This is a genomic window from Collinsella sp. SGI.095, assembly GCF_050314535.1.
GTDB lineage: Bacteria > Actinomycetota > Coriobacteriia > Coriobacteriales > Coriobacteriaceae > Collinsella.
Genome location: NZ_JBNPNG010000007.1, coordinates 1 through 20,852, shown reverse-complemented (window position 1 = coordinate 20,852; position 20,852 = coordinate 1). Strand labels below are relative to the sequence as shown.

Annotated in this window: 24 protein-coding genes and 1 tRNA gene; 7 read left to right on the top strand and 18 right to left on the bottom strand. The window is 63.4% G+C overall.

Features of this window, described 5'->3' with window-relative positions:
- The first annotated feature begins 10 nt into the window (after nt 1–10).
- Nucleotides 11–1,021, top strand: a complete 1,011-nt coding sequence (gene gluQRS / locus ACQRCA_RS04235) for a tRNA glutamyl-Q(34) synthetase GluQRS (protein ID WP_427718898.1) — start codon at nt 11–13, stop codon at nt 1,019–1,021.
- Nucleotides 1,022–1,036: 15 nt separating this feature from the next.
- On the opposite strand, the gene ACQRCA_RS04230 is transcribed toward gluQRS, so the two are convergent.
- Nucleotides 1,037–1,750: a metallophosphoesterase family protein gene (locus ACQRCA_RS04230; RefSeq protein WP_427718896.1), complete on the bottom strand. Its 714-nt coding sequence runs from the start codon at nt 1,748–1,750 to the stop codon at nt 1,037–1,039.
- Between the two features lie 96 nt (nt 1,751–1,846).
- The gene (locus tag ACQRCA_RS04225) at nt 1,847–2,086 is read right to left on the bottom strand and encodes a hypothetical protein (protein WP_427718894.1); all 240 of its coding nucleotides are present in this window, start codon (nt 2,084–2,086) and stop codon (nt 1,847–1,849) included.
- Between the two features lie 554 nt (nt 2,087–2,640).
- On the opposite strand from ACQRCA_RS04225, the gene ACQRCA_RS04220 reads away from it, so the two are divergent.
- From ACQRCA_RS04220 to ACQRCA_RS04210, 3 genes are read left to right on the top strand one after another with little or no spacing between them, the layout of a single operon-like run.
- Nucleotides 2,641–3,183, top strand: coding sequence for a hypothetical protein (locus tag ACQRCA_RS04220; RefSeq protein ID WP_055252376.1), 543 nt, complete (start codon nt 2,641–2,643; stop codon nt 3,181–3,183).
- 18 nt (nt 3,184–3,201) lie between these two features.
- On the top strand, nt 3,202–3,987 hold the full coding sequence (locus ACQRCA_RS04215; RefSeq protein WP_427718892.1) for a response regulator transcription factor: 786 nt from the start codon (nt 3,202–3,204) through the stop codon (nt 3,985–3,987).
- Complete coding sequence (locus tag ACQRCA_RS04210; RefSeq protein ID WP_427718889.1) at nt 3,971–5,263, top strand: sensor histidine kinase; 1,293 nt, start codon at nt 3,971–3,973, stop codon at nt 5,261–5,263. Before ACQRCA_RS04215 ends, ACQRCA_RS04210 begins: the two co-directional genes overlap by 17 nt.
- 73 nt (nt 5,264–5,336) lie before the next feature.
- Here the strand turns inward: ACQRCA_RS04210 and ACQRCA_RS04205 are convergent, their stop codons facing one another.
- Together ACQRCA_RS04205 and ACQRCA_RS04200 are read right to left on the bottom strand one after the other, a co-directional pair.
- Complete coding sequence (locus tag ACQRCA_RS04205; protein ID WP_427718886.1) at nt 5,337–5,711, bottom strand: VOC family protein; 375 nt, start codon at nt 5,709–5,711, stop codon at nt 5,337–5,339.
- A gap of 11 nt (nt 5,712–5,722) precedes the next feature.
- Nucleotides 5,723–6,010: a PTS sugar transporter subunit IIB gene (locus ACQRCA_RS04200; protein WP_055252380.1), complete on the bottom strand. Its 288-nt coding sequence runs from the start codon at nt 6,008–6,010 to the stop codon at nt 5,723–5,725.
- Nucleotides 6,011–6,173: 163 nt separating this feature from the next.
- Here ACQRCA_RS04200 and ACQRCA_RS04195 point away from each other — a divergent pair, with 163 nt between their 5' ends.
- Nucleotides 6,174–6,797 (top strand): hypothetical protein, encoded by a 624-nt coding sequence (locus tag ACQRCA_RS04195; RefSeq protein ID WP_427718884.1) that lies wholly within the window; start codon nt 6,174–6,176, stop codon nt 6,795–6,797.
- 31 nt (nt 6,798–6,828) lie between these two features.
- Nucleotides 6,829–6,913, top strand: a tRNA-Leu gene (locus ACQRCA_RS04190).
- A 152-nt stretch (nt 6,914–7,065) separates the two neighbouring features.
- Here ACQRCA_RS04190 and ACQRCA_RS04185 read toward each other — a convergent pair.
- From ACQRCA_RS04185 to larC, 5 genes are all read right to left on the bottom strand, one after another.
- Nucleotides 7,066–8,067: a hypothetical protein gene (locus tag ACQRCA_RS04185; RefSeq protein WP_427718881.1), complete on the bottom strand. Its 1,002-nt coding sequence runs from the start codon at nt 8,065–8,067 to the stop codon at nt 7,066–7,068.
- Between the two features lie 19 nt (nt 8,068–8,086).
- On the bottom strand, nt 8,087–8,848 hold the full coding sequence (locus ACQRCA_RS04180; protein ID WP_427718879.1) for a hypothetical protein: 762 nt from the start codon (nt 8,846–8,848) through the stop codon (nt 8,087–8,089).
- 168 nt (nt 8,849–9,016) lie between these two features.
- Entirely contained in the window at nt 9,017–9,877 is an 861-nt protein-coding gene (gene mazG / locus ACQRCA_RS04175; protein ID WP_427718877.1) for a nucleoside triphosphate pyrophosphohydrolase, read from the bottom strand.
- 2 nt (nt 9,878–9,879) lie between these two features.
- Nucleotides 9,880–10,428, bottom strand: a complete 549-nt coding sequence (yfcE, locus tag ACQRCA_RS04170) for a phosphodiesterase (protein ID WP_427718874.1) — start codon at nt 10,426–10,428, stop codon at nt 9,880–9,882.
- A gap of 59 nt (nt 10,429–10,487) precedes the next feature.
- Complete coding sequence (gene larC, locus ACQRCA_RS04165; protein ID WP_427718872.1) at nt 10,488–10,973, bottom strand: nickel insertion protein; 486 nt, start codon at nt 10,971–10,973, stop codon at nt 10,488–10,490.
- Nucleotides 10,974–11,311: 338 nt separating this feature from the next.
- On the opposite strand from larC, the gene ACQRCA_RS04160 reads away from it, so the two are divergent.
- Nucleotides 11,312–12,223: a PHP domain-containing protein gene (locus tag ACQRCA_RS04160; protein ID WP_427718869.1), complete on the top strand. Its 912-nt coding sequence runs from the start codon at nt 11,312–11,314 to the stop codon at nt 12,221–12,223.
- Between the two features lie 110 nt (nt 12,224–12,333).
- On the opposite strand, the gene hisE is transcribed toward ACQRCA_RS04160, so the two are convergent.
- The 9 genes from hisE to hisG all read right to left on the bottom strand — a co-directional run bounded on the left by hisE (nt 12,334) and on the right by hisG (nt 20,496).
- A complete protein-coding gene (hisE, locus tag ACQRCA_RS04155) occupies nt 12,334–12,651 on the bottom strand; it encodes a phosphoribosyl-ATP diphosphatase (protein ID WP_006235893.1) in 318 nt (105 codons plus the stop codon).
- A 46-nt stretch (nt 12,652–12,697) separates the two neighbouring features.
- A complete protein-coding gene (gene hisI / locus ACQRCA_RS04150) occupies nt 12,698–13,027 on the bottom strand; it encodes a phosphoribosyl-AMP cyclohydrolase (RefSeq protein WP_154515095.1) in 330 nt (109 codons plus the stop codon).
- Nucleotides 13,028–13,168: 141 nt separating this feature from the next.
- Nucleotides 13,169–13,951, bottom strand: coding sequence for an imidazole glycerol phosphate synthase subunit HisF (gene hisF, locus ACQRCA_RS04145; protein ID WP_427718864.1), 783 nt, complete (start codon nt 13,949–13,951; stop codon nt 13,169–13,171).
- A 3-nt stretch (nt 13,952–13,954) separates the two neighbouring features.
- A complete protein-coding gene (locus ACQRCA_RS04140; RefSeq protein ID WP_427718862.1) occupies nt 13,955–14,698 on the bottom strand; it encodes a HisA/HisF-related TIM barrel protein in 744 nt (247 codons plus the stop codon).
- Nucleotides 14,695–15,396 (bottom strand): imidazole glycerol phosphate synthase subunit HisH, encoded by a 702-nt coding sequence (locus ACQRCA_RS04135; RefSeq protein WP_427718859.1) that lies wholly within the window; start codon nt 15,394–15,396, stop codon nt 14,695–14,697. Before ACQRCA_RS04135 ends, ACQRCA_RS04140 begins: the two co-directional genes overlap by 4 nt.
- Before the next feature lie 137 nt (nt 15,397–15,533).
- Entirely contained in the window at nt 15,534–16,121 is a 588-nt protein-coding gene (hisB, locus tag ACQRCA_RS04130) for an imidazoleglycerol-phosphate dehydratase HisB (protein ID WP_427718858.1), read from the bottom strand.
- Nucleotides 16,122–17,237 carry a histidinol-phosphate transaminase gene (hisC, locus tag ACQRCA_RS04125; RefSeq protein ID WP_427718855.1) on the bottom strand — a complete coding sequence of 372 codons (1,116 nt, stop codon included), beginning with the start codon at nt 17,235–17,237 and terminating at the stop codon, nt 16,122–16,124.
- 1 nt (nt 17,238) lies between these two features.
- The gene (gene hisD / locus ACQRCA_RS04120; RefSeq protein ID WP_427718853.1) at nt 17,239–18,675 is read right to left on the bottom strand and encodes a histidinol dehydrogenase; all 1,437 of its coding nucleotides are present in this window, start codon (nt 18,673–18,675) and stop codon (nt 17,239–17,241) included.
- Nucleotides 18,676–18,780: 105 nt separating this feature from the next.
- Nucleotides 18,781–20,496, bottom strand: coding sequence for an ATP phosphoribosyltransferase (gene hisG / locus ACQRCA_RS04115; RefSeq protein ID WP_427718850.1), 1,716 nt, complete (start codon nt 20,494–20,496; stop codon nt 18,781–18,783).
- Between the last annotated feature and the right edge of the window lie 356 nt (nt 20,497–20,852).

The following is a 20,852-nucleotide window of genomic DNA, read 5'->3' as shown; positions in this document are numbered from 1 at the left end:
ACTCGTCCGCATGGATATCAACGCACGCAACATAGCAACGCCCGCCGCGAACGCGCCAACAACGCCGCCCGCCTCCGTTCCCGTACCTGTCGTGGGTCGCTTTGCCCCGTCGCCCTCGGGCCGCATGCACCTGGGCAACGTGTTCAGCTGCCTGTGCTCGTGGCTTTCGGCCCGCAGCCAGGGCGGCAGTATCGTGTTACGCATTGAGGACCTGGACGATCGCTGCAAGCGCCCGGAACTTGCCGCTCAATTGATTGACGACCTGGCCTGGCTAGGGCTTGAGTGGGACGAAGGCCCCTACTACCAGCACGATCGCCTAGACCTGTACGAGAGCGCCTTGCGCCAGCTGCAAGACGCCGGCCTCACCTATCCCTGCTTTTGTACGCGTGCCGAGCTCCACGCCGCGAGCGCGCCGCATGCCAGCGACGGCACGCCCATCTACCGCGGCGCCTGTCGAAACCTTTCTGTCGAAGAGATCGCCCGCCGCAGCGTTCTGCGCGCCCCGGCCACGCGTCTGCGCGTGCCTACCGTCGATGACCTCGCCGGCGACGTGATCGAATTCGTGGACCGTACGTACGGCGCCCAATGCGAGGCACTCGCCACCGAGTGCGGCGACTTTTTGGTGCGCCGCAGCGACGGCGTGTTTGCCTACCAGCTAGCCGTGGTGGTCGACGACGCTGCCATGGGCGTCACCGAGGTCGTGCGCGGATGCGACCTGCTGGGCTCTACGCCCCGCCAAATCTATCTGCAACATCTGCTGGGACTTCCCACGCCGCACTACGCGCACATTCCGCTGCTCATGTCGCCGGACGGCCGCCGCCTTTCCAAGCGCGACCGCGATCTGGACCTGGGCAAACTACGCGCCCGCTTTGGCACACCCGAGGCGCTGCTGGGCTGGCTCGCCGGGCAAACGGGCATCGCGCCGGACACCACGTCGCGCTCTGCCGAGCAGCTGGTCGAGCACTTTAGCTGGAATGTCATCCGCGCGCACCGCGAGAACATCGCTGTAACGGCCGAGTAGCCAAATACCTCGCCCCTACGCAACGTCCCAGGGCTGGAGTTCGTCGCCCAAGCGAACGATGCAGTCGTAGAGCACGGTATGGCGCTCGGCAGGGTTGGCATCCCGATGAAAATGCCCGTAGTACCAGCGCTTGTAATCCAAGCGGTCTTCCAGCTCATCGAAAAATGCCGTAAGTCGGTCGACGTCGGGGCAATTCCAGCCAGGCCCCGGATAGAGCGTGGGCGAAAGCATGCGCGTAGAGCAGGTGTGGGTGACCACGTAGTCAACCTTCCAGCCCACGCCGTCGAGCTTTGTCCGCGCCTCCTCAAAGCTGCGCTCGTCCGGCAGCTCCTGTGGCCACCAGCTGGAATAGGGAATGCGGTATTCCTTATCCACGCTCGTGGCGCCGCCCATGGTAAAGATCGTTGAGCCGTCGAGCTCAAAAACCTCGCCGCGCGTCAGGCGCCGTATGGGAGAGGTATCCGACAGGCGTTGCGTTAGCCCACCGTGCCACAGCTCCATGGGACGCTCCGCCCAGTGATCGAAACGCTCGTGATTGCCGTCGACGAACAGCACGGTATAGGGACGCGATTCCAGCCAGGCGATATCGATGCATTCCTCGGCAGAGAAACCCCACGGAAAGCCAAAGTCGCCCGCGACAATCAGATGGTCGTCGCTCGTCAGACTATCCCCAAGATCCCAGTCGCGCAGCTTTTGCATGTCGACGCCGCCGTGAATATCGCCCGTCACATAGCCGTCATCGGATTACCACTTCCCCGTAAGTAGCTAGTCCACATTCTGCACGATCACTATGCCAACCGTTCCACCCCTTCCATCCCCTAGGGCTTACCCCTCGTTCTTCCATCCAAACGGATCAAGCACCCAAAAAATCAGATCGAGCACGCCGCCGGTCATCATAGCGCCGGCAAGGGCCATACAAACGTGCAGAGAACCGGCACTTCGGAGCACGTCGAATGGTCCCAGAACAGCCAACAGCGCGACCGCTGCGCCGACCACGCACAGCGCGAGGCACGGCCCCGCGTCCTTAACGCACTTCTTTGCGAGATGCTTGGTGTTATCACTCATTGCTATCGAGCTCCTTAGAGGGCCGTAGTTTGGGCACATGCCGCCGCGGCAGAGCAGGGCGGCAGGGTAAGTGTCACATGCCGTGCGGACATCAATGGAGAAACCACCTGCTCGACCAACCCTTAACGCCGTTTTGCACCGGCACTCCATCCCCCGCTATCGAGGTCTAATACTTTTCCGCGAAGTGAACGTCTGTTTTTGGACCCCTGAAGCATCCACTTTTTTCGTCAGCAAAATCGCAGGATTTCAGCATCGAAACCGCAGGAAACGTCACCTCTAAAGTGTCGATGCTTCGGGGGTCCGTTTTAGCTCGTTCACTTCTCGGAAAAGTATTAGACCTCGCTGCTAGCTACCCAGAAGGGCACCTCTTCCTTCCCCACAGCACCCAAAAACTCATCCAACATTAATCTTGGCTCAAGAATCGCTTAATCTATAACCTGCACTATAAAGTTCGACCAAGGGCGGGGCGGCGCCGCGCAACGCAGATCGCGAACGCAACGCTCGCGCCCGGGCAGATCGCCCGACGTCGCGCCCATCGAACGAAAGGACAGGTCATGGACGACCTCGAAAAAGTTGAAACCATCCGTACCAAGTGCAACGTGAGCTACACCGATGCCAAGGCCGCGCTCGACGCCGCCGACGGCAACGTTTTGGACGCCATCATTTGGCTCGAATCGCAAGGCAAGACCCAGACCACATCGGCGCACGCCGCCACCGAATCCGAGCCGGTCGATGAACCCTCGGCCGAGATGGTCGCCGCGCAGGCAGCCTACGAGAAGTCGAGCGAAAAGACTGACTTTTCCAAGAAGATGGACAGCGTGTGGGAGTACCTCAAAAAGCTCTTCCGCCTGAGCCTGGACACCAAGTTTATCGCCACGCGCCGCGACGCCATCATCCTCAACATTCCCATCCTGATCCCCATCGTCGCCCTGTTTGCCTGGGGCGCCACGATATGGCTCATGCTGATTGGCCTGTTCTTTGGCATGCGCTACCGCATCGATAGCGACGGCGACGTGCCCGGCAGCATCAACAACCTTATGAATCACGCCGCCGACGCCGCGGACGACATCAAGCAAAATCTGAACGACGACAAGTAATCGCAGACGGGGGCACACATGGCACAGATCCTGATCGTAGAGGACGAGGAGAAAATCGCCCGCTTTGTGACGCTCGAGCTGGAGCACGAGGGCTACCAGGTGGAGCACGCCGCCGACGGCCGCACCGCCGTGGACCTGGCGCTGGAGCGCGACTACGATCTGATTCTGCTCGATGTGCTGTTGCCGCAGCTCAACGGCATGGAGGTCTTGCGGCGTGTCCGCAAGCACAAGGATGTGCCGGTGATTATGGTCACCGCGCGCGATGCCGTGATGGACAAGGTTGCCGGGCTCGATGCCGGCGCCGACGACTACTTGACCAAGCCGTTTGCGATTGAGGAGCTGTTCGCACGGATTCGCGTGGCGCTGAAGCGCGCGGAGGCCGTGCGGACGGCTTCGGGCGTTGGCGGCGCCGGCGCTGGGGCGGGCATGGCGGGCGGCGCGGGCGGCGACGCCGCTGCGGTGCCCCCGGTCAGCGAGTCGACCAAGGCTTCCGTCGCGCCCTCCCCCGCCGCGCTCACCGTGGGCTCGGTCGTGCTCGACCCCGACCGCCGCGAAGTCACGGTCGGCGGCTCGCCCATCGCGCTCACGGCCCGCGAGTTCGACGTTCTCGCCCTGCTTATGGCACATGCTGAAACCGTGCTCACACGCGAGCGCATCGCGCACGAGGCGCTGGGCTACGAATACGTGGGCGACACCAACAACGTCGACGTGCACATCGCGCACCTGCGTGCCAAGATCGAGGACGCCGGCGGCGCCCGCATCATCCAGACCGTGCGCGGGGTGGGCTATGTCTGCCGTGCGTAACGCCGAGGCCAAGCGTGTCACCTCCATCGCCCGCGCCATCAACTGGAGCTATATATGGCGCCGCCTGATGAGCTACGTCTGGCTCGATCTGCTGCTGATGGTGATTGCGGCGGCGATCCTCGTCTATGGATACAACCAGACGCTACCCGAAGGCGCGTTTACCGCAGGATGGATCCCCAGCGCCGCCGTTCACGGCATGTCGCTGAAGCCCGCGCGCGACTGGGACCTGACAACGCTCACCTATACCGTCGAACTTGCTACCACCAAGACTTTCCCCCTCGCGCAGGACCTCGTCGCGCTATGGCCTCTCTACCTTGTCGTTGTGGGTTGGCAGGTCATCAGCGTGCTCAACATGCTCGGCGGCGCGAGGCACGTGCGTCGCACCATGGCACCGCTCAACGACTTGGCCCTGCGCGTGGACGAACTCGGCCGCATGCAACTCTCCGGCGGCAAGATGGAAACACTGGAGCAGGCCATCGAGCGCGCGAGTGTCGACTCGCCGAGCGTCACCACCGGCGACGCCGACCTGGCAAGCATCGAGGTCGCGCTCAACCGGCTGCTGCGCCAGATGCAAGAGGCCAAGCTGCAGCAGATGCGCTTTGTCAACGATGCTAGCCACGAGCTGCGCACGCCCATCGCGGTGATTCAGGGCTACGTAAACATGCTCGACCGCTGGGGCAAAGACGACCCGGACGTGCTGGCGGAATCCATCGCGTCCCTCAAGGCCGAAAGCGAGCATATGCAGGAGCTCGTGGAGCAGCTGCTGTTTTTGGCACGCGGCGATGCCGGGCGCACGGTCCTGCGGCGTGCGCATACCAACCTGGCCGCACTGGTCGGCGAGGTGTGCGAGGAATCGCAGATGATCGACGCCGCGCACACGTATCGGCTGGCTTTTGACGCTGCATTTGCCAACGATCCGCGCTGCGACGCACCTGTCGACGTGGCGCTTGTGAAGCAGGCTCTGCGCGTGATCGTGCAGAACGCCGCCAAGTATTCGAACGCGGGAACGACCGTCACGTTTGCCATAACTCCCGATACGGGCACGGGCGCGATCGACATAAGTGTTGAGGACGAGGGTATCGGTATGAACCAGGAGTCCGCAGCTCACGCGTTTGAACGGTTCTACCGCGCCGACAACGCACGCGATGCCGGCGCGCAGGGCTCGGGCCTGGGGCTTGCCATTGCTAAGTGGATTGTCGATAGCCATGGCGGCGCCATTGGCGTGACCTCGGTCGAGGGCGTCGGCAGCCGCTTTACGATTCGCCTGCCGCGGTAGGAAGCCCCCTCGGCATAAAAAAGGGATAGGGCCATGCGGCCCTATCCCTTTTTTCGTTATAGCAGCTTGCGCGCTACTCGCGACACAGGTGCACGGCGAAGCCGGCGAACTCGCGCTTAAAGTACACAAGCTTGGTGCCGCCGTCGGGCAACAGCACGCGCGACTCCTCGTTGACCTCGAGCCCGTGCTCGGCAAACCACTTCTCGGCAGCATCGATGTCGTTGACGGCAAAGCCTATGTGGCCCTTGGCGCCACGACCGTTCTGCTTCATGATCTCGACCAGCGAGTCGTTAAAGTACGAAATCGGGGTCTCGCTGACGGGCAGGCCCATCATCGTCGAGAACAGCTCCGCGATCTCCAGGGCGTCTGCCGGGTCGGTGGCGTTAATGCCCACATGGGCAACGCGCATGCCAAAGAGCTCGACCGGGTTGGCGTTCTGCTCGTTCATACAGGCAGCGCCTACTGAGCCATGACGTCGAGAACGGCCTTCTCGGCAGCGACGCGGTTCATGCCGGTCATAAAGGGCACGCCGCTCACGTACGGGCAGGTGAGGCCCTCGGGGGCAACGGTGGTGGCGATCAGCAGGTCGGCGCCCTCGTCGCAAGCGTCCTTGGCCTCGGAAATGGCGCACTGCACGATCTCATACTTGCCGGCGTAACCGTTGGCGTCGAGCATGGTGGCGACCTTCTGGGCAACGAGCGTGGAAGTAGCAGCGCCAGCACCGCAAGCCAAAACAATCTTCTTCATAGGTAATGTCTCCCTTCATGGTTTACTTTAGGTAAGTGTACCGCAGCGAGCGATGGCGCTCGGCCTCGATACACTTTTGTGCCAGTTTGCTTGCACGCTGCGTATAATACATCTAGTACGTTTTGTCATACCGCTTGTTTTACGAGCGACCGAGGAGCTCAATATGCCCGATTCCCGCACACTCTGGACCGTCGTCGTTGTCATCTGTATCGCCGTGTCGCTGCTCTTTAGCATCAAAAAACGCACCACGTTTAAACGCCTGCAGCGGCTCATGGCCGCCAAACAGTGGGACGAGTTCGATCGTTTGCTCGACGGCAAACTCACCAGCATGCTGTACCCGCGCTACAACCGCGACTACCTGCGCCTGAACTCCTATCTGCTGCGCGAGGACCACGAGCGCGCCGACGAGATGTTTGACCTGCTGCTGGGGCTCAACCTGCCCAAGATGCAGCGCGTCGATCTAGTGATCAAGGCCTTTAACTACTACGTTGGCCAGGAGGACCGCAAAAAGTCCAAGGAGCTGCTGCACGAGATCAAGGGCTTTGAGGGTGGCCAAGCCGAGGCAGTCGCGCACGAATGCCAGCTGATGTACGACACGATGATCCTCAAGCGCCACAACGACATTCCCGAGCTGGAGCGCATGCTCGAGGATGTCGGCAACGACCCGGTCAAGCGCTGCCGACTGGAGTACCTGCTGGCCCTGCAGTACCAAAACAAGGGCGACGAGGCAAAGTTCCAAGAGTTCCTCGAGAAGTCGGGACAACACTCGATGGCCGTCAACGCGTAACGGACGGCTTGTGCTAGACTTCTAGTCTTACGGGGGCGTGGCGGAATTGGCATACGCAGGAGACTTAAAATCTCTCGCCGCAAGGATTGTGGGTTCGAGTCCCACCGCCCCTACCACGTATTGTTTACGAGCCCGTGTCCCTTTGGAATGCGGGCTCGCTTCTTTTGGACACCGTCAAGCCTCTAAGAAGTTGCGGTGGAATAGTTCCTGTTTTGGCAGTTTATCAGCCCATTTAGGAACTATTTCACCGCAACTTATGAGGGGATAGTTAAAGGACGCTGAGGCTGGGGGTCCAGGCGATGGTGGGGGTCGCGCCGTCGAGAACCTCGTTGATGGTGGCGGCCATTCCGGCGAGCAGACTGTTCTCGCTTACAGTGAGCGCGTCGTAGCCGCCGGCTCGCATGAGCTCGCGAATCACCACAGCACCAGCCAGGATCACGCCCGCACGCTTGGGTTGCACGCCTGGCAACGCGGCGATGCCCGCGACATCCAGCGAGGACATGCGCTCGATAGCGGCCGAAACCTGGTCCAGCGAAAGCTCGCGCAGGTGCACAAAACTCGAATCATACGGCTCCAGCTCGTGAACGAGCGCAACGAGCGTGGTGACGGTGCCACCCACCGCGACCAGGCGCTCGGCTCGCTCAAAGTCGACAGGCAAGCTCTTAAAGTAGCCCGCAAACTGCTCGTTTGCCCACGCGCCAGCGGCGGCAAGCTCGCTGCCCGTTGGCGGCAGCGCCGAGAAAAACCGCTCCGTCACGCGGCGACAGCCGATGTCCAGCGAGCGCGTTCCCTCCAGCGCAAAGACCCCACGCTCCGGCGCATAGACGCCCGTCGCGAGCTCCGTGGATCCGCCACCCGAATCGGTAACAATGATGCGCTCGCCGGTAAAGTCGTGCGCCACGCCAAAAAACGTCAGGCGCGCCTCGACCTCGCCCGGAATCACCTGCGGCTCGAGCCCCAGCTCGCGCAGGCCGTCCAGCAGCAGCGTGGCATTGGACGCATCGCGCGCGGCGCTCGTGCACGTGGTGCAGATGCACGCGGCCCCAAAGGCACGGGCCTCGTTCACAAACATTCGGCACGCAGCGAGCACGCGCCCAACGGCCGCCTCGCAAAAGCGCCCCGTTGCGTCCACGCCCTCGCCCAAGTCGGTAATCTCGGTATGCTTGGACGATTCCACGATCGCCCCGTCCTCGACCTGGGCCAGCACCAGTCGCGACGACACCGTTCCCAGGTCAATCGCCGCCACCTTATATCGTTTGCAATTCGTCATTGCGGCCCCCCTCCGGGCGCTACTCGCCATTGGACACGACTGTCTGGCCCTCGACGCCGTTAAATCCAAACAGCATGTCGAGCGTCTGGATGTACCACGGCGCGTCCTTGCCGACCTCTTCGATTTCCTTGGCAACTTCGCTGGCCTTCTTGGCGTTCGACGACTTCTTGCTCGACGAGGTATCGGAATCGTCGTCCAGGCCCTGCACTTCAATCCTCTTCTCGCCGGGCATCACCAGACCCAGGTCCTCGGTCGCCGCGTCCTTAATGCCCTCCTCCGAGAGCAGCTTGTCGACGCTTTTTTGCAGGTCGTCATTATATTGCTCGCGAATCTCGACCTGCTTGGCCAAGATGTCGCTCGAGCGTTTTGCCACATACAGGTCGCGCACCGGGAAGTACAGGCTCACGAGCGCCAGGGCGACGACAATGCCAACAAACAGCCCTCGCTGGGGACCGTGGGTAAAATCATAGATTGCCTTGACCACCGCGTTATCGTTGGCGTAGTGCATAAAGTCCGAGCCCGAAAGACGGCTTGAGGGACGGCGCGGCTTGTCGGACGCCTGGGTCGAAGGGCGCGACGCATGCTTGGAACGCGATGGGCGCACCGGACTGTCCGAGGAACTATTTGGCTGAGCATTGGGATGCGAAGTCGCCGGCGAGCTATACCTGGAGCGATCAGCGCCAGCATAACCAGACCCGCCAAGCTGCACCGAATGCGCACGGCGAGGTGACGGTTCGCGCGAACCGGCGGAATAGTGCCTGTTGTCGTAAATCTGATCCATGTGCGCCTTGTGCGGTTGAGGTTTGTTTGCGCTAAGTCCTTTAGTTATAGCACGCGGGCGGACCAGCCGGACGAGCCGTAGGACAAATCCATTACTCGAGCGCGCGTGGTCGCCAACGGGCAAGTCGACGGGGCGCCGCCCTTACGCCCCGCCGACCAACACCGTGTCCTACTCCTCTGCCTTTGCGGCATCCCACAGGTCGTTGAGCCCGTGGGTCGAAAGCTCGGCAAGATCAACATGGGCATCGGCCGCCATCTGCTCCATTGCGGCCCAACGGCGGCGGAACTTGGCCGTGCTGGCGCGCAGGGCGCTCTCGGCGTCGATGCCCTCTTTGCGCGCAACGTTGACCAGGGCAAAGAGCAGGTCGCCAAACTCCATCTCGCGCTCGGGTGTTCCGGGCTCCTCGGCCTCAAACTCGGCACGTTCCTCGGCGACCTCGTCCCACACATCTTGGACGGTCTCCCACTCAAAGCCCACGGCAGCCGCCTTGCGCGAAACCTTCTGAGCCTGCATCAGCGCCGGCAGATGCGTGGGCACGCCGTCGAGCAGGCCCTCGGGCGCAGCATCGCCCGCCGCCACGGCCTGGTCCTTGGCGGCTTTCTCGGCAAGTTTGACCTCGTCCCAAATCTTGAGCACCTCGTCGGAGCTGCCGGCGTCCACATCGCCAAACACGTGCGGATGGCGGCGAATGAGCTTGGCGTCGATATCTCGCGCCACGTCGGCCAGCGTAAACTCGCCGGCGTCCGCCGCGATCTGCGCATGCAGCACGACCTGCATGAGCACATCGCCCAGCTCCTCGCGAAGATGGGCCGCGTCATCCGCCTCGATGCAGTCGAGCGCCTCGTAGGCCTCCTCGATCATGTTCTTGCCAATGCTCTGGTGCGTCTGCTCGCGGTCCCACGGGCAGCCGTCGGGCTGACGCAGGCGCCAGATAGTCTGTACCAGATGTTGTAACTCGGCCGATGCATCGACCAGCGTGGACAGGTCGCGCGAACCTTCGGCATTTTGCTGAGCCATGTGCCCGGCCATGGTTAGTCCTCCTCCATGATCACATGGCGGAACGCGCCGCCCTCGTAGATACCATAGCTGTGCGTGCCGTCCTTGGGGATGCTCACGCTACCGGGATTGAAGAGCCACAGACCCGGGTGCGCGGTGCTTTCCTCGTTGACCTTGACGTGCGTGTGACCGTAGACGAGCGCGGAGCCCTCGGGCAGCGCGGGCGCGTGATCGACGCTGTTGTGCATGCCGGCGCCAAAGACGTGGCCGTGCGTCAGGAACAGCTCGCGGCCGACCTCGTCGAACAGTGTGGCGTAGTCGGCCATGACGGGAAAGTCGAGAACCATCTGGTCGACCTCGGCGTCGCAGTTGCCGCGCACCGCGATAATGCGGTCGGCCAGGGCGTTGAGCAACGGAATCACGCGTTTGGGAGCATAGTCGCGCGGCAGGTCGTTGCGCGGACCGTGATAAAGCAGGTCGCCCAGCAGGACGATGCGGTCGGGCTGCTCGGCTTCGATGGCGGCGCGGAGGCGCTCGGTCCAATATGCCGAGCCGTGGATGTCAGAAGCGATGAGGTATTTCATGGAGGTCCTTTCGGGGTGGGGTTGACGTGGCCGGGCGCGGAATGTCGCCACCAGCCGCGTTATTCAAATCGCAGTGCCGCGCTCTGGGCCGCCTGCATCACGCGTTGGAGCGGCACATTGTGCTCACGGGCAAGGCGGGCGCAGTCTTCGTACTCGGGCGCCGCACGCTCACTGCCGTCGGGCAAGGTGGCCACCTTGACGGACACCTCGCCCCACGGCGTCGTTACGCGCTCAAAGTAGCGCGGCAGGCAAACGCGCTCCATAACCTGGCGGCGGATGCCATTGGTCGTGGTTTCCAAAAAGATGATCGTCTGCAGGCGCTCGATATCCTCGTGGGTGCAGATTACCTGCAACTGCCAGCCAGGGCGGCCTTTCTTGCAATAGAGGGGCAGCCAGTGCACCTCGCGCGCGCCGGCCTCGCGCAGGCGGTCGGAGGCGTAGGCGAGCACCTCGGGCGACGCGTCGTCGATGTCGCACTCCAGCTTGACGATGGTTTCGGGCGCATCGGTCTCGCGGGACAGCGGAGATGTAGTTCCACGTTGCATACGGTCCGGCTCCTTTCCGCACGGGCTCGTTTTATTCACCCAAACGCTAGCACATCGCGAGCGGCGCAAGTGTGGCGGCGCGCGATGAGCGCGATTTTCCTTGTCTGCAAGAACCGACACTCCACCGCCTCGGCCAAACATGTACATCAGCCTCCAAACATGTCATTTTTTGTCAGTTTTGGAGGCTGAGGTACATGATTCGAAGCAAGGCCGATGTCGCGAGCCCGCCCTTATGCGCTGCCCGTCCTTTCCAGTCGATTTCGGCCCACGGCGCGCACATCGCACTGGGGGCCGCGCCGTTACAATGGAGCAGATTCGCTTGACGTAAAGGAGCCGCCATGCCTGCTTGCCCGCTGGTCGATTGCCATACTCACACCTCGTTTTCGGACGGACACGCCTCGTTTGAAGACAACGTCCGCGCCGCTGCTGCGGCCGGTTGCCGCACCATGGTCTCGGCCGATCACCTTACCCTGCCTGCCAGTATGGATGCCACCTGCGAGGTGCAGGTTGTCGAGGGCGACCTGCCGGCGCATCGTCTGGCTTTTGAGGATGCCCGCAAGCTTGCCGCGCAGATTGCGCCGGAGCTCGAGCTTGTCTATGGCTTTGAGTGCGATTGGTACGAAGGCTGCGAGCCTTTGGTTGAGCGCTGGTCCCGGGGCGCCGTCGTACGCCTGGGCAGCGTGCATTGGATTGGTAACCCGGGCAATATCATGGCAGGCGCTGCGGGCGCGACGGGGACAGAGGGCGTCGCACGCCCCGATACGCCCGACTCACGCTGCGGCTGGATCGACGACGACACCAACCTGCACGTTTGGGAAAACTTAGGCGTGCGCGGCGTGTGGGAGCGCTATGTCGATGACTGGTGCCGCGCCTGCGAAAGCTCGCTCAACTTTGATGTGATGGCTCACCCCGACCTGGTCATGCGCTTTTCGAAGGAAGGCTTTGCGCCCGATTTTGACCCCGCACCGTTTTGGCGGCAGATGGCCGAGTGTGCGCACGATACGGGCCGCCGCGTTGAGGTCTCGACCGCCGCACCGCGCAAGGGGCTCGACGACTACTATCCCGCGACCGGCCTTTTGCGCTGCTTTGCCCATGCTGAGGCGCCCATTACCTTTGGCTCGGATGCGCACCGCGCCTGTGATATTTGCTGGAATATCCGCGAGGCCCAAGCCCATGCCTACGACTGCGGCTACCGAACCTTCGACATCCCCCACCCCACCGGCGAATGGGAGTCCACACCCCTCGCCTAGCCATCCCTTCATAAGTTGCGGTGAAATAGCTCCTATTTATAGCCCTAAGACCGTCAAACAAGAACTATTCCGCCGCAACTTCTATGGTCATCGGGGACGTTCTTTAACGACTAGTGGCGGCGGGCGTTGAGTTCGCCGGCCAGCTCGTCGAGGGTAATGCCGTAGCGCTCAAGCGTCACGAGCAGGTGGTAGACCAGGTCGCCAGCCTCGTAGCGAATGTGATCATGGTCGTTATCCTTGCAGGCCATGATCACCTCGCTCGCCTCCTCGGCAAGCTTCTTGAGCAGCTCATCCTCCACATCGGTCAGCAGTCGGGCGGTATAGCTTTCCTGCGGCGACGCATCGCGACGACCGTGAATCACCTCGGCCAGCCCCGTTAGCGTCTCGCCGATATTTCCATCCTGAACATTTGCGGTACGCACACCCATGGTTCAATCCTTTCTGGTCGGCCAAGCGCCTGGTCGAGCGCCCGCCCTACGCGAGTTTCTTAAAGAAGCAGGTACGGTTGCCGGTATGGCAGGCCGGACCCGGCGAGTCGACCTTGACCAGCAGCGTATCGCTATCGCAGTCGGCCCAGAGTTCGCGAACCTCCTGCATGTTGCCGCTCGTCGCGCCCTTGTTCCAGAGCTCCTGGCGACTGCGGCTCCAAAACCACGTGGTGCCGGTCTTGAGCGTCAGCCCCACCGACTCCTCGTTCATCCAGGCAACCATGAGCACCTCGCCGGTGTCATACTGCTGAACCACACAAGGAATCAGCCCGCGGGCGTCGTACGCAAGCTTTGAAGGATCGGTTATCTCTTCCATTTCTCTCCCCAAATTCAAACTTCGCAGGTCGGCGAGGGTTGTCCAGGTGCCGCAGGTTGCCGCGAAAGAGGAGCGACGCGTACTTTGGTACGCGAGCGACGGTTTGAGCGGCAAGATGCGGTGCCTGGGCAAGCCGCAGCATTAGAAGTCCAGCCTCACAGGGATGCCCTGCGAGGCCATATACTCCTTCACCTGGCGAATGCTGAAGGTTCCAAAGTGAAAGACGCTCGCCGCCAGCACGGCGTCGGCCTCGCCCTCGATCACGCCCTCGGCAAAATGCTCGAGCGTGCCCACGCCGCCGCTCGCGATGACGGGGATTGGCACCGCGCGGGCCACGGCGCGGGTGAGCGCCAAATCAAAGCCGGCCTTGGTGCCGTCGCGGTCCATGCTGGTGAGCAAGATCTCGCCGGCGCCGCGACGAGCCGCCTCCTCGGCCCACGCCACCGCGTCGATGCCCGTGGCGTTGCGACCTCCTGCGGTAAAGACCTCCCACTTGTCGGCACCGGATGCGCCGGGCAGGCCGACGCGCTTGGCATCGATCGCCACGACCACGGCCTGGCTGCCAAACGCCGCGGCAGCCTGGCTAATCAGCGACGGATCGCTCGCGGCCGCCGAGTTGAGCGACACCTTGTCGGCACCGGCGGCAACCATGGTGCGCATGCCCGCCAGGTCGCGAAAGCCGCCGCCCACGGTATAGGGAATGGCGAGCTCCTCGGCCGCGTGCGCCGCCATCTCGATGGTCGTCGCACGGTTGTCGCTCGTGGCGGTAATGTCCAAAAATACGACCTCGTCCGCACCCTCGCGGTCGTAGGCGCGGGCCAGTTCCACCGGATCGCCCGCATCGCGCAAGCTCACAAAGTTAACTCCCTTGACCACGCGGCCGTCCTTGACGTCCAGACAGGGAATTACGCGCTTGGTAAGCATGGGCTACTCCTCCCCTCGGGCGGCGGCCAACGCCTGGGCCAGCGTAAAGTTGCCCTCGTAGAGCGCACGGCCGGTAATGGCGCCTTCAATCGCGCCCTCACCCACCGCGGCCAGTGCGCGGATGTCGTCGAGCGTCGAGATGCCGCCCGAAGCCACGACGGGAAAGCCCGCGACCTCGGCCACATGGCGATACGCCGCCACATCGATACCCGTCTGCATGCCATCGCGCGCGATGTCGGTATACACCAGATGCTTAAAGCCCAGCTCGGAAAGCTGCGCCACGGCATCGTCGAGCGCCACACCTGCGCCGTCGCGCCAGCCGTTCACCTTGACCTGACCGTCGCGCGCGGCGATGTCTGCCACCAGCAACTCGCCAAAGCCTTGGGCTGCCACTTCGGCAAAACCCGGCTCGGTCACCAGCACGGTGCCCAGCGCGATACGGCATGCGCCGTAGCCTGCCAACTCGTCGATGCGCGCAAGCGAGCGGACGCCGCCGCCCACGTCCACGGACAGACCGTCGACGCCGCAGATGGCCTTAATCGCCGCCGAGTTGGCAGCGCGTGCGCCCTCGTCCTCGCCAAAGGCAGCGGACAGGTCGACGACGTGCACCCAGCTCGCGCCCTGTTCGGCAAACGTGCGGGCAACGGCCACGGGATCGTCGGAATATACCTTGCAGCGGCTGCGGTCACCGCGCTCCAGTCGCACGACCTTGCCGCCGATCAGATCGATTGCGGGAAACAGGATCATCGGCCAACCTCCTCGACGATGCTCACAAAGTTCTTAAGGATGCGCTGACCCAGCGCGGAGGATTTCTCGGGATGGAACTGGCAGCCCCACACGTTGCCATGGCGCACGATGCACGGGAAGCTCCGCGTATAGTGTGTGCACGCCAGCACATCGGCGGCATCGGCGTCGTCAGCCACCGCGTAGCTGTGGGTGAAGTACATGTTGGCACCCTCGGCAAAACCGGCAAGCAGCGGATCGGCCGCACCGGCGGGCGTCATGTGCACCTGGTCCCAGCCCACGTGCGGCACCTTCAGGCGGCTCGACTCCAAGCGCGTGCACGAACCGCGCATAATGCCCAGGCCATCGACCCAGGGACCGCCAGCCTGCTCGGGGGCGCTGCCGTCGGCGACCGCGCCCTCGTCCGCAGGCACGCCCTCGTTGCCGCGCTCAAAAAATAGCTGAAGGCCCAGGCAGATGCCGAACAGCGGGGTTCCGGCGGCGACGGCGTCGAGCACCGCGTCCGCCTCGCCGCTCTGGCGCATAAAGGCGATCGCGTCATAGAACGCACCCACGCCCGGGATGACCAGGCCGTCGGCGCGGCGGATCTGCTCCGGATCGTCCGACGTGCAGGCGGCGGCACCGGCGCGCACAAGCCCGCGCACGACGCTCGACAAGTTGCCCTTGTGGTAGTCGACCACCACGATCTTCGGTTCGCCCACGCGACCCTCCTTTTTCCCATTCAAAACCTGCCAAAAAGGGACAGGTTTATTTTGGTCAGTTAAACGTTCACCCACCGTATGAGACAGCATTTCCGCAGATAAAACCTGCCAAAATAAACCTGTCCCTTTTTGGCAGGCTACAGTGAGCCCTTGGTGCTGGGGATGCCCTGCACGCAGGGATCGAGCTCGCAGGCGTGGCGCATCGTGCGGCCCACGGCCTTAAAGGCGGCCTCGATAATGTGATGCGAGTTACCGCCTGCGAGCTCGCGCACGTGCAGCGTGAGCTTGGCATCGCGCGCAAAGGCATAGAAGAACTCGACGGCCAGCTCGGTATCGAAGCTGCCCACACGTTCGGTCGGCACGGGCAGCTCGCAGTAGGCCTGGCCGCGACCCGAAATGTCCACGGCGGCCATCACGAGCGTCTCGTCCATGGCAATCGCCGCGTCTGCAAAGCGCGTAATACCCGCCTTGTCGCCCAGCGCTTGGCAAAACGCCTCACCCAGCACAATGCCCGTGTCCTCGACGGTATGGTGCGCGTCGACCTCCACGTCGCCTACCGCATGCACCGTCAAATCAAACAGGCCATGGCGGCCAAAGGCGTTGAGCATGTGGTCGAAAAACGGTACGCCCGTCGAGATATCGCACACGCCGCATCCGTCCAGGTCGAGTTTGACAACAATGTTGGTCTCCCCCGTCTTGCGGGTCACCTCGGCATAACGGCTCATCTACATCTCCTCCTTCACCAGCGCGGCAAACGCAGCCAGCACCTCATCGTTTTCCTGCGGGGTGCCCACGGTAATGCGCAGACAGTCCGCAAGCCCCGGCGCGTAGCTAAAGTCGCGCACCAAAATCGAATACTCGTCGCGCAGGCGCTCACGCACGCGCGTAGCATGCGGCGTGCGCACGAGCACAAAGTTCGCCGCACTCGGCCATGCCTCCACGGGCAGACCCCCGGCAGCCATTGCGCGCAGGGCACACAGTTCGCGCTCGCGCTCGGATGCGACCTGTGCCACCACGGGCGCATACGCATCGCGGGCGCGCACGCAGGCAAGCGCCGCCGCCTGGCTCAGCACGTTGACCGAATAGATCTGGCGAATCGCCGCGAACACGTCGATGACCTCGGGCGCCGCAATCACATAGCCCAGACGCGTGCCGGCGGCGCCAAACGCCTTGGACAGCGTATGCAGGATCACCAGGTTGGGATGCTCGGCGATAAGTCCCTGCGCTGTGGTGGCCGCACCAAACGAATCATCGGCAAACTCCACGTAGGCCTCGTCGACCATCACCACGCCGGGGCACGCATCGCACAGGGCCGCGACAAAGTCGAGCGGTGCCACGTCGCCCGTGGGGTTATTGGGCGAGGTCACGATTGCCAGGTTGCACTCGGGCGCCGCCGCGAGCACGGCAGCCTGGTCGAGCTCAAAGGTCGCGGGGTCTCGCCACACGTCGCGCACCTCGGTCTGGCAGAGCGACGCAAAAAACGCATACTCGCTAAAACACGGCGGGCAGTTGAGCAGGGTCCGCCCCGCGCCGCCAAACGCCAGCAGGTAGTTATAGAGCAGCTCGTCGCCGCCGTTGCCCACGCAGATATTCTCGCGCGCCACGCCATGCCAAGCGGCAAGCTCGTCGCGCAGGTCACAGGACATGGGATCGGGGTAGCGGTTGAGCGGCGTGGCAGCCAGGGCGGCGTCGACCGCCTCGCGCACGCCAGCCGGCACGGGATAGGTGTTCTCGTTGGCCGAAAGGTTGATGCGCGTGGGCGTAAAGTTGGGATTGTAGGGCTCAATGCCAGCCAAGTAGGGCTGGACGAGCTCCTTCATGCGAGACGTCAGCTCGGCCATATTAGGCCTCCTCGCCGGTCGCGCCAGCGCCATCCGCGCTTGCAGCCGCTAGGTCCACACCCTCGGCGACCGTCGCCACGGCGTCGCCCGGCCAGGCGACCTTGGTCAGGTCGGCCGCGGCCAGAGACTCAGCACTCACGGCACCCTCGCCCTGCTCCAGCACACGGCGACGCAGTGCGGCGGAAAGCGCGTGTGCCCACAGGCCCTCGGCCTCGGCCAAACGCTGCGTCGCGGGAGCGTCCGAGAGCAGGCCCTCGGGCGTATAGCAAATGACGCTCGAGCGCTTGACGAATTCTTCGACCGAAAGCGGGTTGGAGAACATGGCCGTGCCGCCGGTCGGCAGCGTGTGGTTGGGGCCGGCAACATAATCGCCAAGCGGCTCGGAGCTCCAAGCGCCCACAAAGATGGCGCCGGCGTTGCGAATGCCGCCGAGCAGGCCCATCGCATCCTTGCAGTGCAGCTCCAGGTGCTCGGGCGCCACAGTGTTCACCGCCTCGACGGCAGCAGCCATATCGGCGGCCACCACGATGGTGCCCTCGTTGTCGAGCGAGGCGCGCGTGATCTCGGCACGCGGGGACTGTGCCACCAGAATGTCGATACCCGCCTCGACCTCGCGCGCAAACTGCTCGTCACAGGTCACCAGATAGCAGGCTGCTAGCGGATCGTGCTCGGCCTGGGCCATCAGGTCGGCCGCGACCACCATGGGCTTGGCCGTGGCATCTGCCAGCACGCAGACCTCGGAGGGGCCGGCGACCATGTCGATGCCCACGTCGCCCGAGACAATCTGCTTGGCCGCGGCAACAAAGGCGTTGCCCGGACCGGTGATTTTGTCGACGCGCGGAATGGTCTCGGTACCGTACGCCAGCGCGGCCACGGCCTGGGCGCCGCCCACCATATAGATTTCGTCCACGCCGCCGAGCTTTGCCGCGGCGAGCGTGTAGGGGCTGATCAGGCCATCTTTTTGCGGCGGGGTCACCATGACCACGCGCTCGACGCCGGCGACCTTGGCGGGAATGGCATTCATGAGCACCGTGGAGGGATACTGCGCGCGACCGCCCGGCACGTAGATGCCGGCCGCCGCAAGCGGGGTCACCTTAACGCCGAGCATGGTGCCATCTGCACGCGTGGTAAACCAGCTCTGCTCGACCTCGCGCTGGTGGAACTCGCGAATCTGGCGCGCAGCCTTCTCGAGCGCCGCGACAAAGGCCGGATCGAGGCCCTCGAGCGCGGCATCGATCTGTTCTTGCGGCAGACGGAAGCCCTGCAGCTCTACACCGTCAAAACGCTGACAGTAGTCGCGCACCGCGGCATCGCCGTTGGCGCGCACGTTGGCCACGATATCGCGGGCGGCGTCGACGATGTTTTGCGGCAGCACGCCCTTGCGGTTGAGCTGGTTGGTAACGAGACGCTCACCGGGAGCAAGCTTGATAGTCTTCATATCGGTATCCCCTATCGGTCGAGGTTGTGTTCGAAAAACGAGAGGCCGGGCGGCGGCGCCCATCGGCCCGCAGCCCAGACGTTGGGGCGCCCGTGCGTGCTCGCGCTATTGTGCCGAGCCCGCAACGGGCTCAAAATGCTTGTCCTTAACGGCCGCCGCCAAGCGATCTGCCAGATTGCGTACGCGCGGATCTAAGCGAGCGGCACCCGGGTTGACAAAAAAGCGCGCCGTGCAGTCCATAATGCGGCCGGTGATGACCAAATCGTTGTCGCGCAGCGTGGCACCCGTGGCGGTAATATCCACGATACGGTCGGTCATGCCGACGATGGGGCCCAGCTCGATGTTACCGTGCAGCGAGACGATATCGGCGTTCACACCGCGCTCGGCATACCAGGCACTCGCGATGCGCGGATATTTGGTAGCCACGCGAAGCGACCCGCGGCGGGCATAGTTGCGCTCGGCCTGACCGGCGCGCCACGCGGGCTCCGCCTCGATAAAGGTGCACAGGCCGTAGCCCAAATCGACCAGCTGCAGCAGGTTGAGGTCGGCCTCGATGAGCGAATCCCAGCCGCAGATGCCGCAATCGGCGCCACCGCAGCCCACAAAGGCGGGCGCATCGCTGGGTCGCACGATAACAAACTCGATATCGCCGACCGTGCCCTCACCGGCACGCGTGTCGCGACCGCGCACAATCAGGTGACGGCCGGGGTCACGCAACTCAGAGACGTCCAGGCCCGCGGCCTCGAGCACGTCGAGCGTGTCTGCCTTAAGCGAGCCCTTGGGCACGGCAATGCGCAGCGGACCCTCGGCGCCACGGCCCGCGGCGTGATCGCCGTCGGAAGCGGTGTCCTCTGCCGAGGTACGCGCGGCCTCCAGGCGCTCGAGCGAAAAGGCGAAGCCCGCAGCCGGCACCTCGATGCCGTCGCCAAATGCACCGGTAAAGATGGAGTCGTAGCGTCCGCCCGAACCGACCGGATCGGGCAAGCCGCCGGCATAGGCCTTAAAGACCAGGCCCGTGTAGTAATCGAAAGAGTTCATAATGGAGAAATCGAACGACAGCACCTGGGCGTCCTCGGGAGCCAAACCCTCGACCAGGGCACGCAGCTCGCGCGTCGGCGGCGCGGCGATACCGGCGGCCTCCAGCAGCGCGTCCACGTGGTCGAGCACCTCGGCACCACCGTGCAGGCGCGGCAGTTCGCTAATGGCGGCCTTGACGGCATCAGACTCGGTGCTGGCAGCCACGCGGGCATCGAGGCCCACAAAGTCGTTGGCATGCACGCAGCGCAGGGCCTCGGCTGCCAGCTCGCGATCCTCGCACGCCGCGAGCAACTCCTTAAAAGGACGCACGCTACCTGCGATAATACGAGCATCGGGAAGCGCCAGCTTACGCACGGCCTCGGCCACCAGCGAAACAATCTCTACATCGCCCGCGGTATCGCCCGCACCGATAAGCTCAAAGCCCAGCTGCGTAAACTGACGCGAGCCACCGGCATTGCGCTGGCACTCGCGAACCACCGGCGCCTCGTAGCGAAGGCGCAGGGGTAGATCGGCCGCGCGCATGCGGGTCGAAACCAAGCGCACGATCGGCAGCGTGTTGTCGGGACGGACCACCAGCAGGCGGCCGTCGTCATCAAAGAGCTTAAACGGCGTGTCCGCAATGCGGCCGCCCTCCTCGAGCGAACCCTTGTCCTCGAGCAGCGGCGTCTCGACCGGAAGGTAATGATGCTCCCTAAAGCAGCCCTTCACCGTATACGCGATCTCCTCGCGTGCCTGAGCCTCCTCGGGCAATATGTCCCGGAATCCCCACGGTGTGGCCGTCATCTGGTGAGCCTCCTCATGCTGTGTTTCATATAGAACGAAAGACCGGCATAGCTCCGCCGGTCTTCTGGGTACTTTAGCATACTAGAGTGCTTGCGGGGAGAACCGTCCCCCCTCGGCTCACAGCGTATTCATTTGGAAACAATGGAGGAGGCACATCCCGCCCGCCAGCCAAAAACTGGGATGCGGTTTCCGGTTGAGACTTCTGGCGGAAACTGCGCCCCGAAATTACAGTCCAGAACGGGATGCGGTTTCCGGTTGAGGTCTTCAGCGGAAAGTGCGTCCCGGAATTTGGGCTTGGAATGGGATGTACTTTCCGGATAGGACCGCATACGGAAAGTACATCCCATTCTGGAGGC

Excerpts from the sequence above, each read along its gene's own strand:
- ACQRCA_RS04140 (WP_427718862.1), bottom strand. The coding sequence starts at position 14,698 with ATGATCCTGTTTCCCGCAATCGATCTGATCGGCGGCAAGGTCGTGCGA.
- ACQRCA_RS04210 (WP_427718889.1), top strand. The coding sequence starts at position 3,971 with ATGTCTGCCGTGCGTAACGCCGAGGCCAAGCGTGTCACCTCCATCGCC.
- ACQRCA_RS04225 (WP_427718894.1), bottom strand. The coding sequence starts at position 2,086 with ATGAGTGATAACACCAAGCATCTCGCAAAGAAGTGCGTTAAGGACGCG.
- ACQRCA_RS04220 (WP_055252376.1), top strand. The coding sequence starts at position 2,641 with ATGGACGACCTCGAAAAAGTTGAAACCATCCGTACCAAGTGCAACGTG.
- ACQRCA_RS04185 (WP_427718881.1), bottom strand. The coding sequence starts at position 8,067 with ATGACGAATTGCAAACGATATAAGGTGGCGGCGATTGACCTGGGAACG.
- hisB (WP_427718858.1), bottom strand. The coding sequence starts at position 16,121 with ATGAGCCGTTATGCCGAGGTGACCCGCAAGACGGGGGAGACCAACATT.
- hisF (WP_427718864.1), bottom strand. The coding sequence starts at position 13,951 with ATGCTTACCAAGCGCGTAATTCCCTGTCTGGACGTCAAGGACGGCCGC.
- hisD (WP_427718853.1), bottom strand. The coding sequence starts at position 18,675 with ATGAAGACTATCAAGCTTGCTCCCGGTGAGCGTCTCGTTACCAACCAG.
- ACQRCA_RS04200 (WP_055252380.1), bottom strand. The coding sequence starts at position 6,010 with ATGAAGAAGATTGTTTTGGCTTGCGGTGCTGGCGCTGCTACTTCCACG.
- ACQRCA_RS04180 (WP_427718879.1), bottom strand. The coding sequence starts at position 8,848 with ATGGATCAGATTTACGACAACAGGCACTATTCCGCCGGTTCGCGCGAA.
- mazG (WP_427718877.1), bottom strand. The coding sequence starts at position 9,877 with ATGGCCGGGCACATGGCTCAGCAAAATGCCGAAGGTTCGCGCGACCTG.
- hisI (WP_154515095.1), bottom strand. The coding sequence starts at position 13,027 with ATGGAAGAGATAACCGATCCTTCAAAGCTTGCGTACGACGCCCGCGGG.
- ACQRCA_RS04205 (WP_427718886.1), bottom strand. The coding sequence starts at position 5,711 with ATGAACGAGCAGAACGCCAACCCGGTCGAGCTCTTTGGCATGCGCGTT.
- hisC (WP_427718855.1), bottom strand. The coding sequence starts at position 17,237 with ATGGCCGAGCTGACGTCTCGCATGAAGGAGCTCGTCCAGCCCTACTTG.
- hisE (WP_006235893.1), bottom strand. The coding sequence starts at position 12,651 with ATGGGTGTGCGTACCGCAAATGTTCAGGATGGAAATATCGGCGAGACG.
- yfcE (WP_427718874.1), bottom strand. The coding sequence starts at position 10,428 with ATGAAATACCTCATCGCTTCTGACATCCACGGCTCGGCATATTGGACC.
- ACQRCA_RS04160 (WP_427718869.1), top strand. The coding sequence starts at position 11,312 with ATGCCTGCTTGCCCGCTGGTCGATTGCCATACTCACACCTCGTTTTCG.
- larC (WP_427718872.1), bottom strand. The coding sequence starts at position 10,973 with ATGCAACGTGGAACTACATCTCCGCTGTCCCGCGAGACCGATGCGCCC.
- gluQRS (WP_427718898.1), top strand. The coding sequence starts at position 11 with ATGGATATCAACGCACGCAACATAGCAACGCCCGCCGCGAACGCGCCA.
- ACQRCA_RS04215 (WP_427718892.1), top strand. The coding sequence starts at position 3,202 with ATGGCACAGATCCTGATCGTAGAGGACGAGGAGAAAATCGCCCGCTTT.
- hisG (WP_427718850.1), bottom strand. The coding sequence starts at position 20,496 with ATGACGGCCACACCGTGGGGATTCCGGGACATATTGCCCGAGGAGGCT.
- ACQRCA_RS04195 (WP_427718884.1), top strand. The coding sequence starts at position 6,174 with ATGCCCGATTCCCGCACACTCTGGACCGTCGTCGTTGTCATCTGTATC.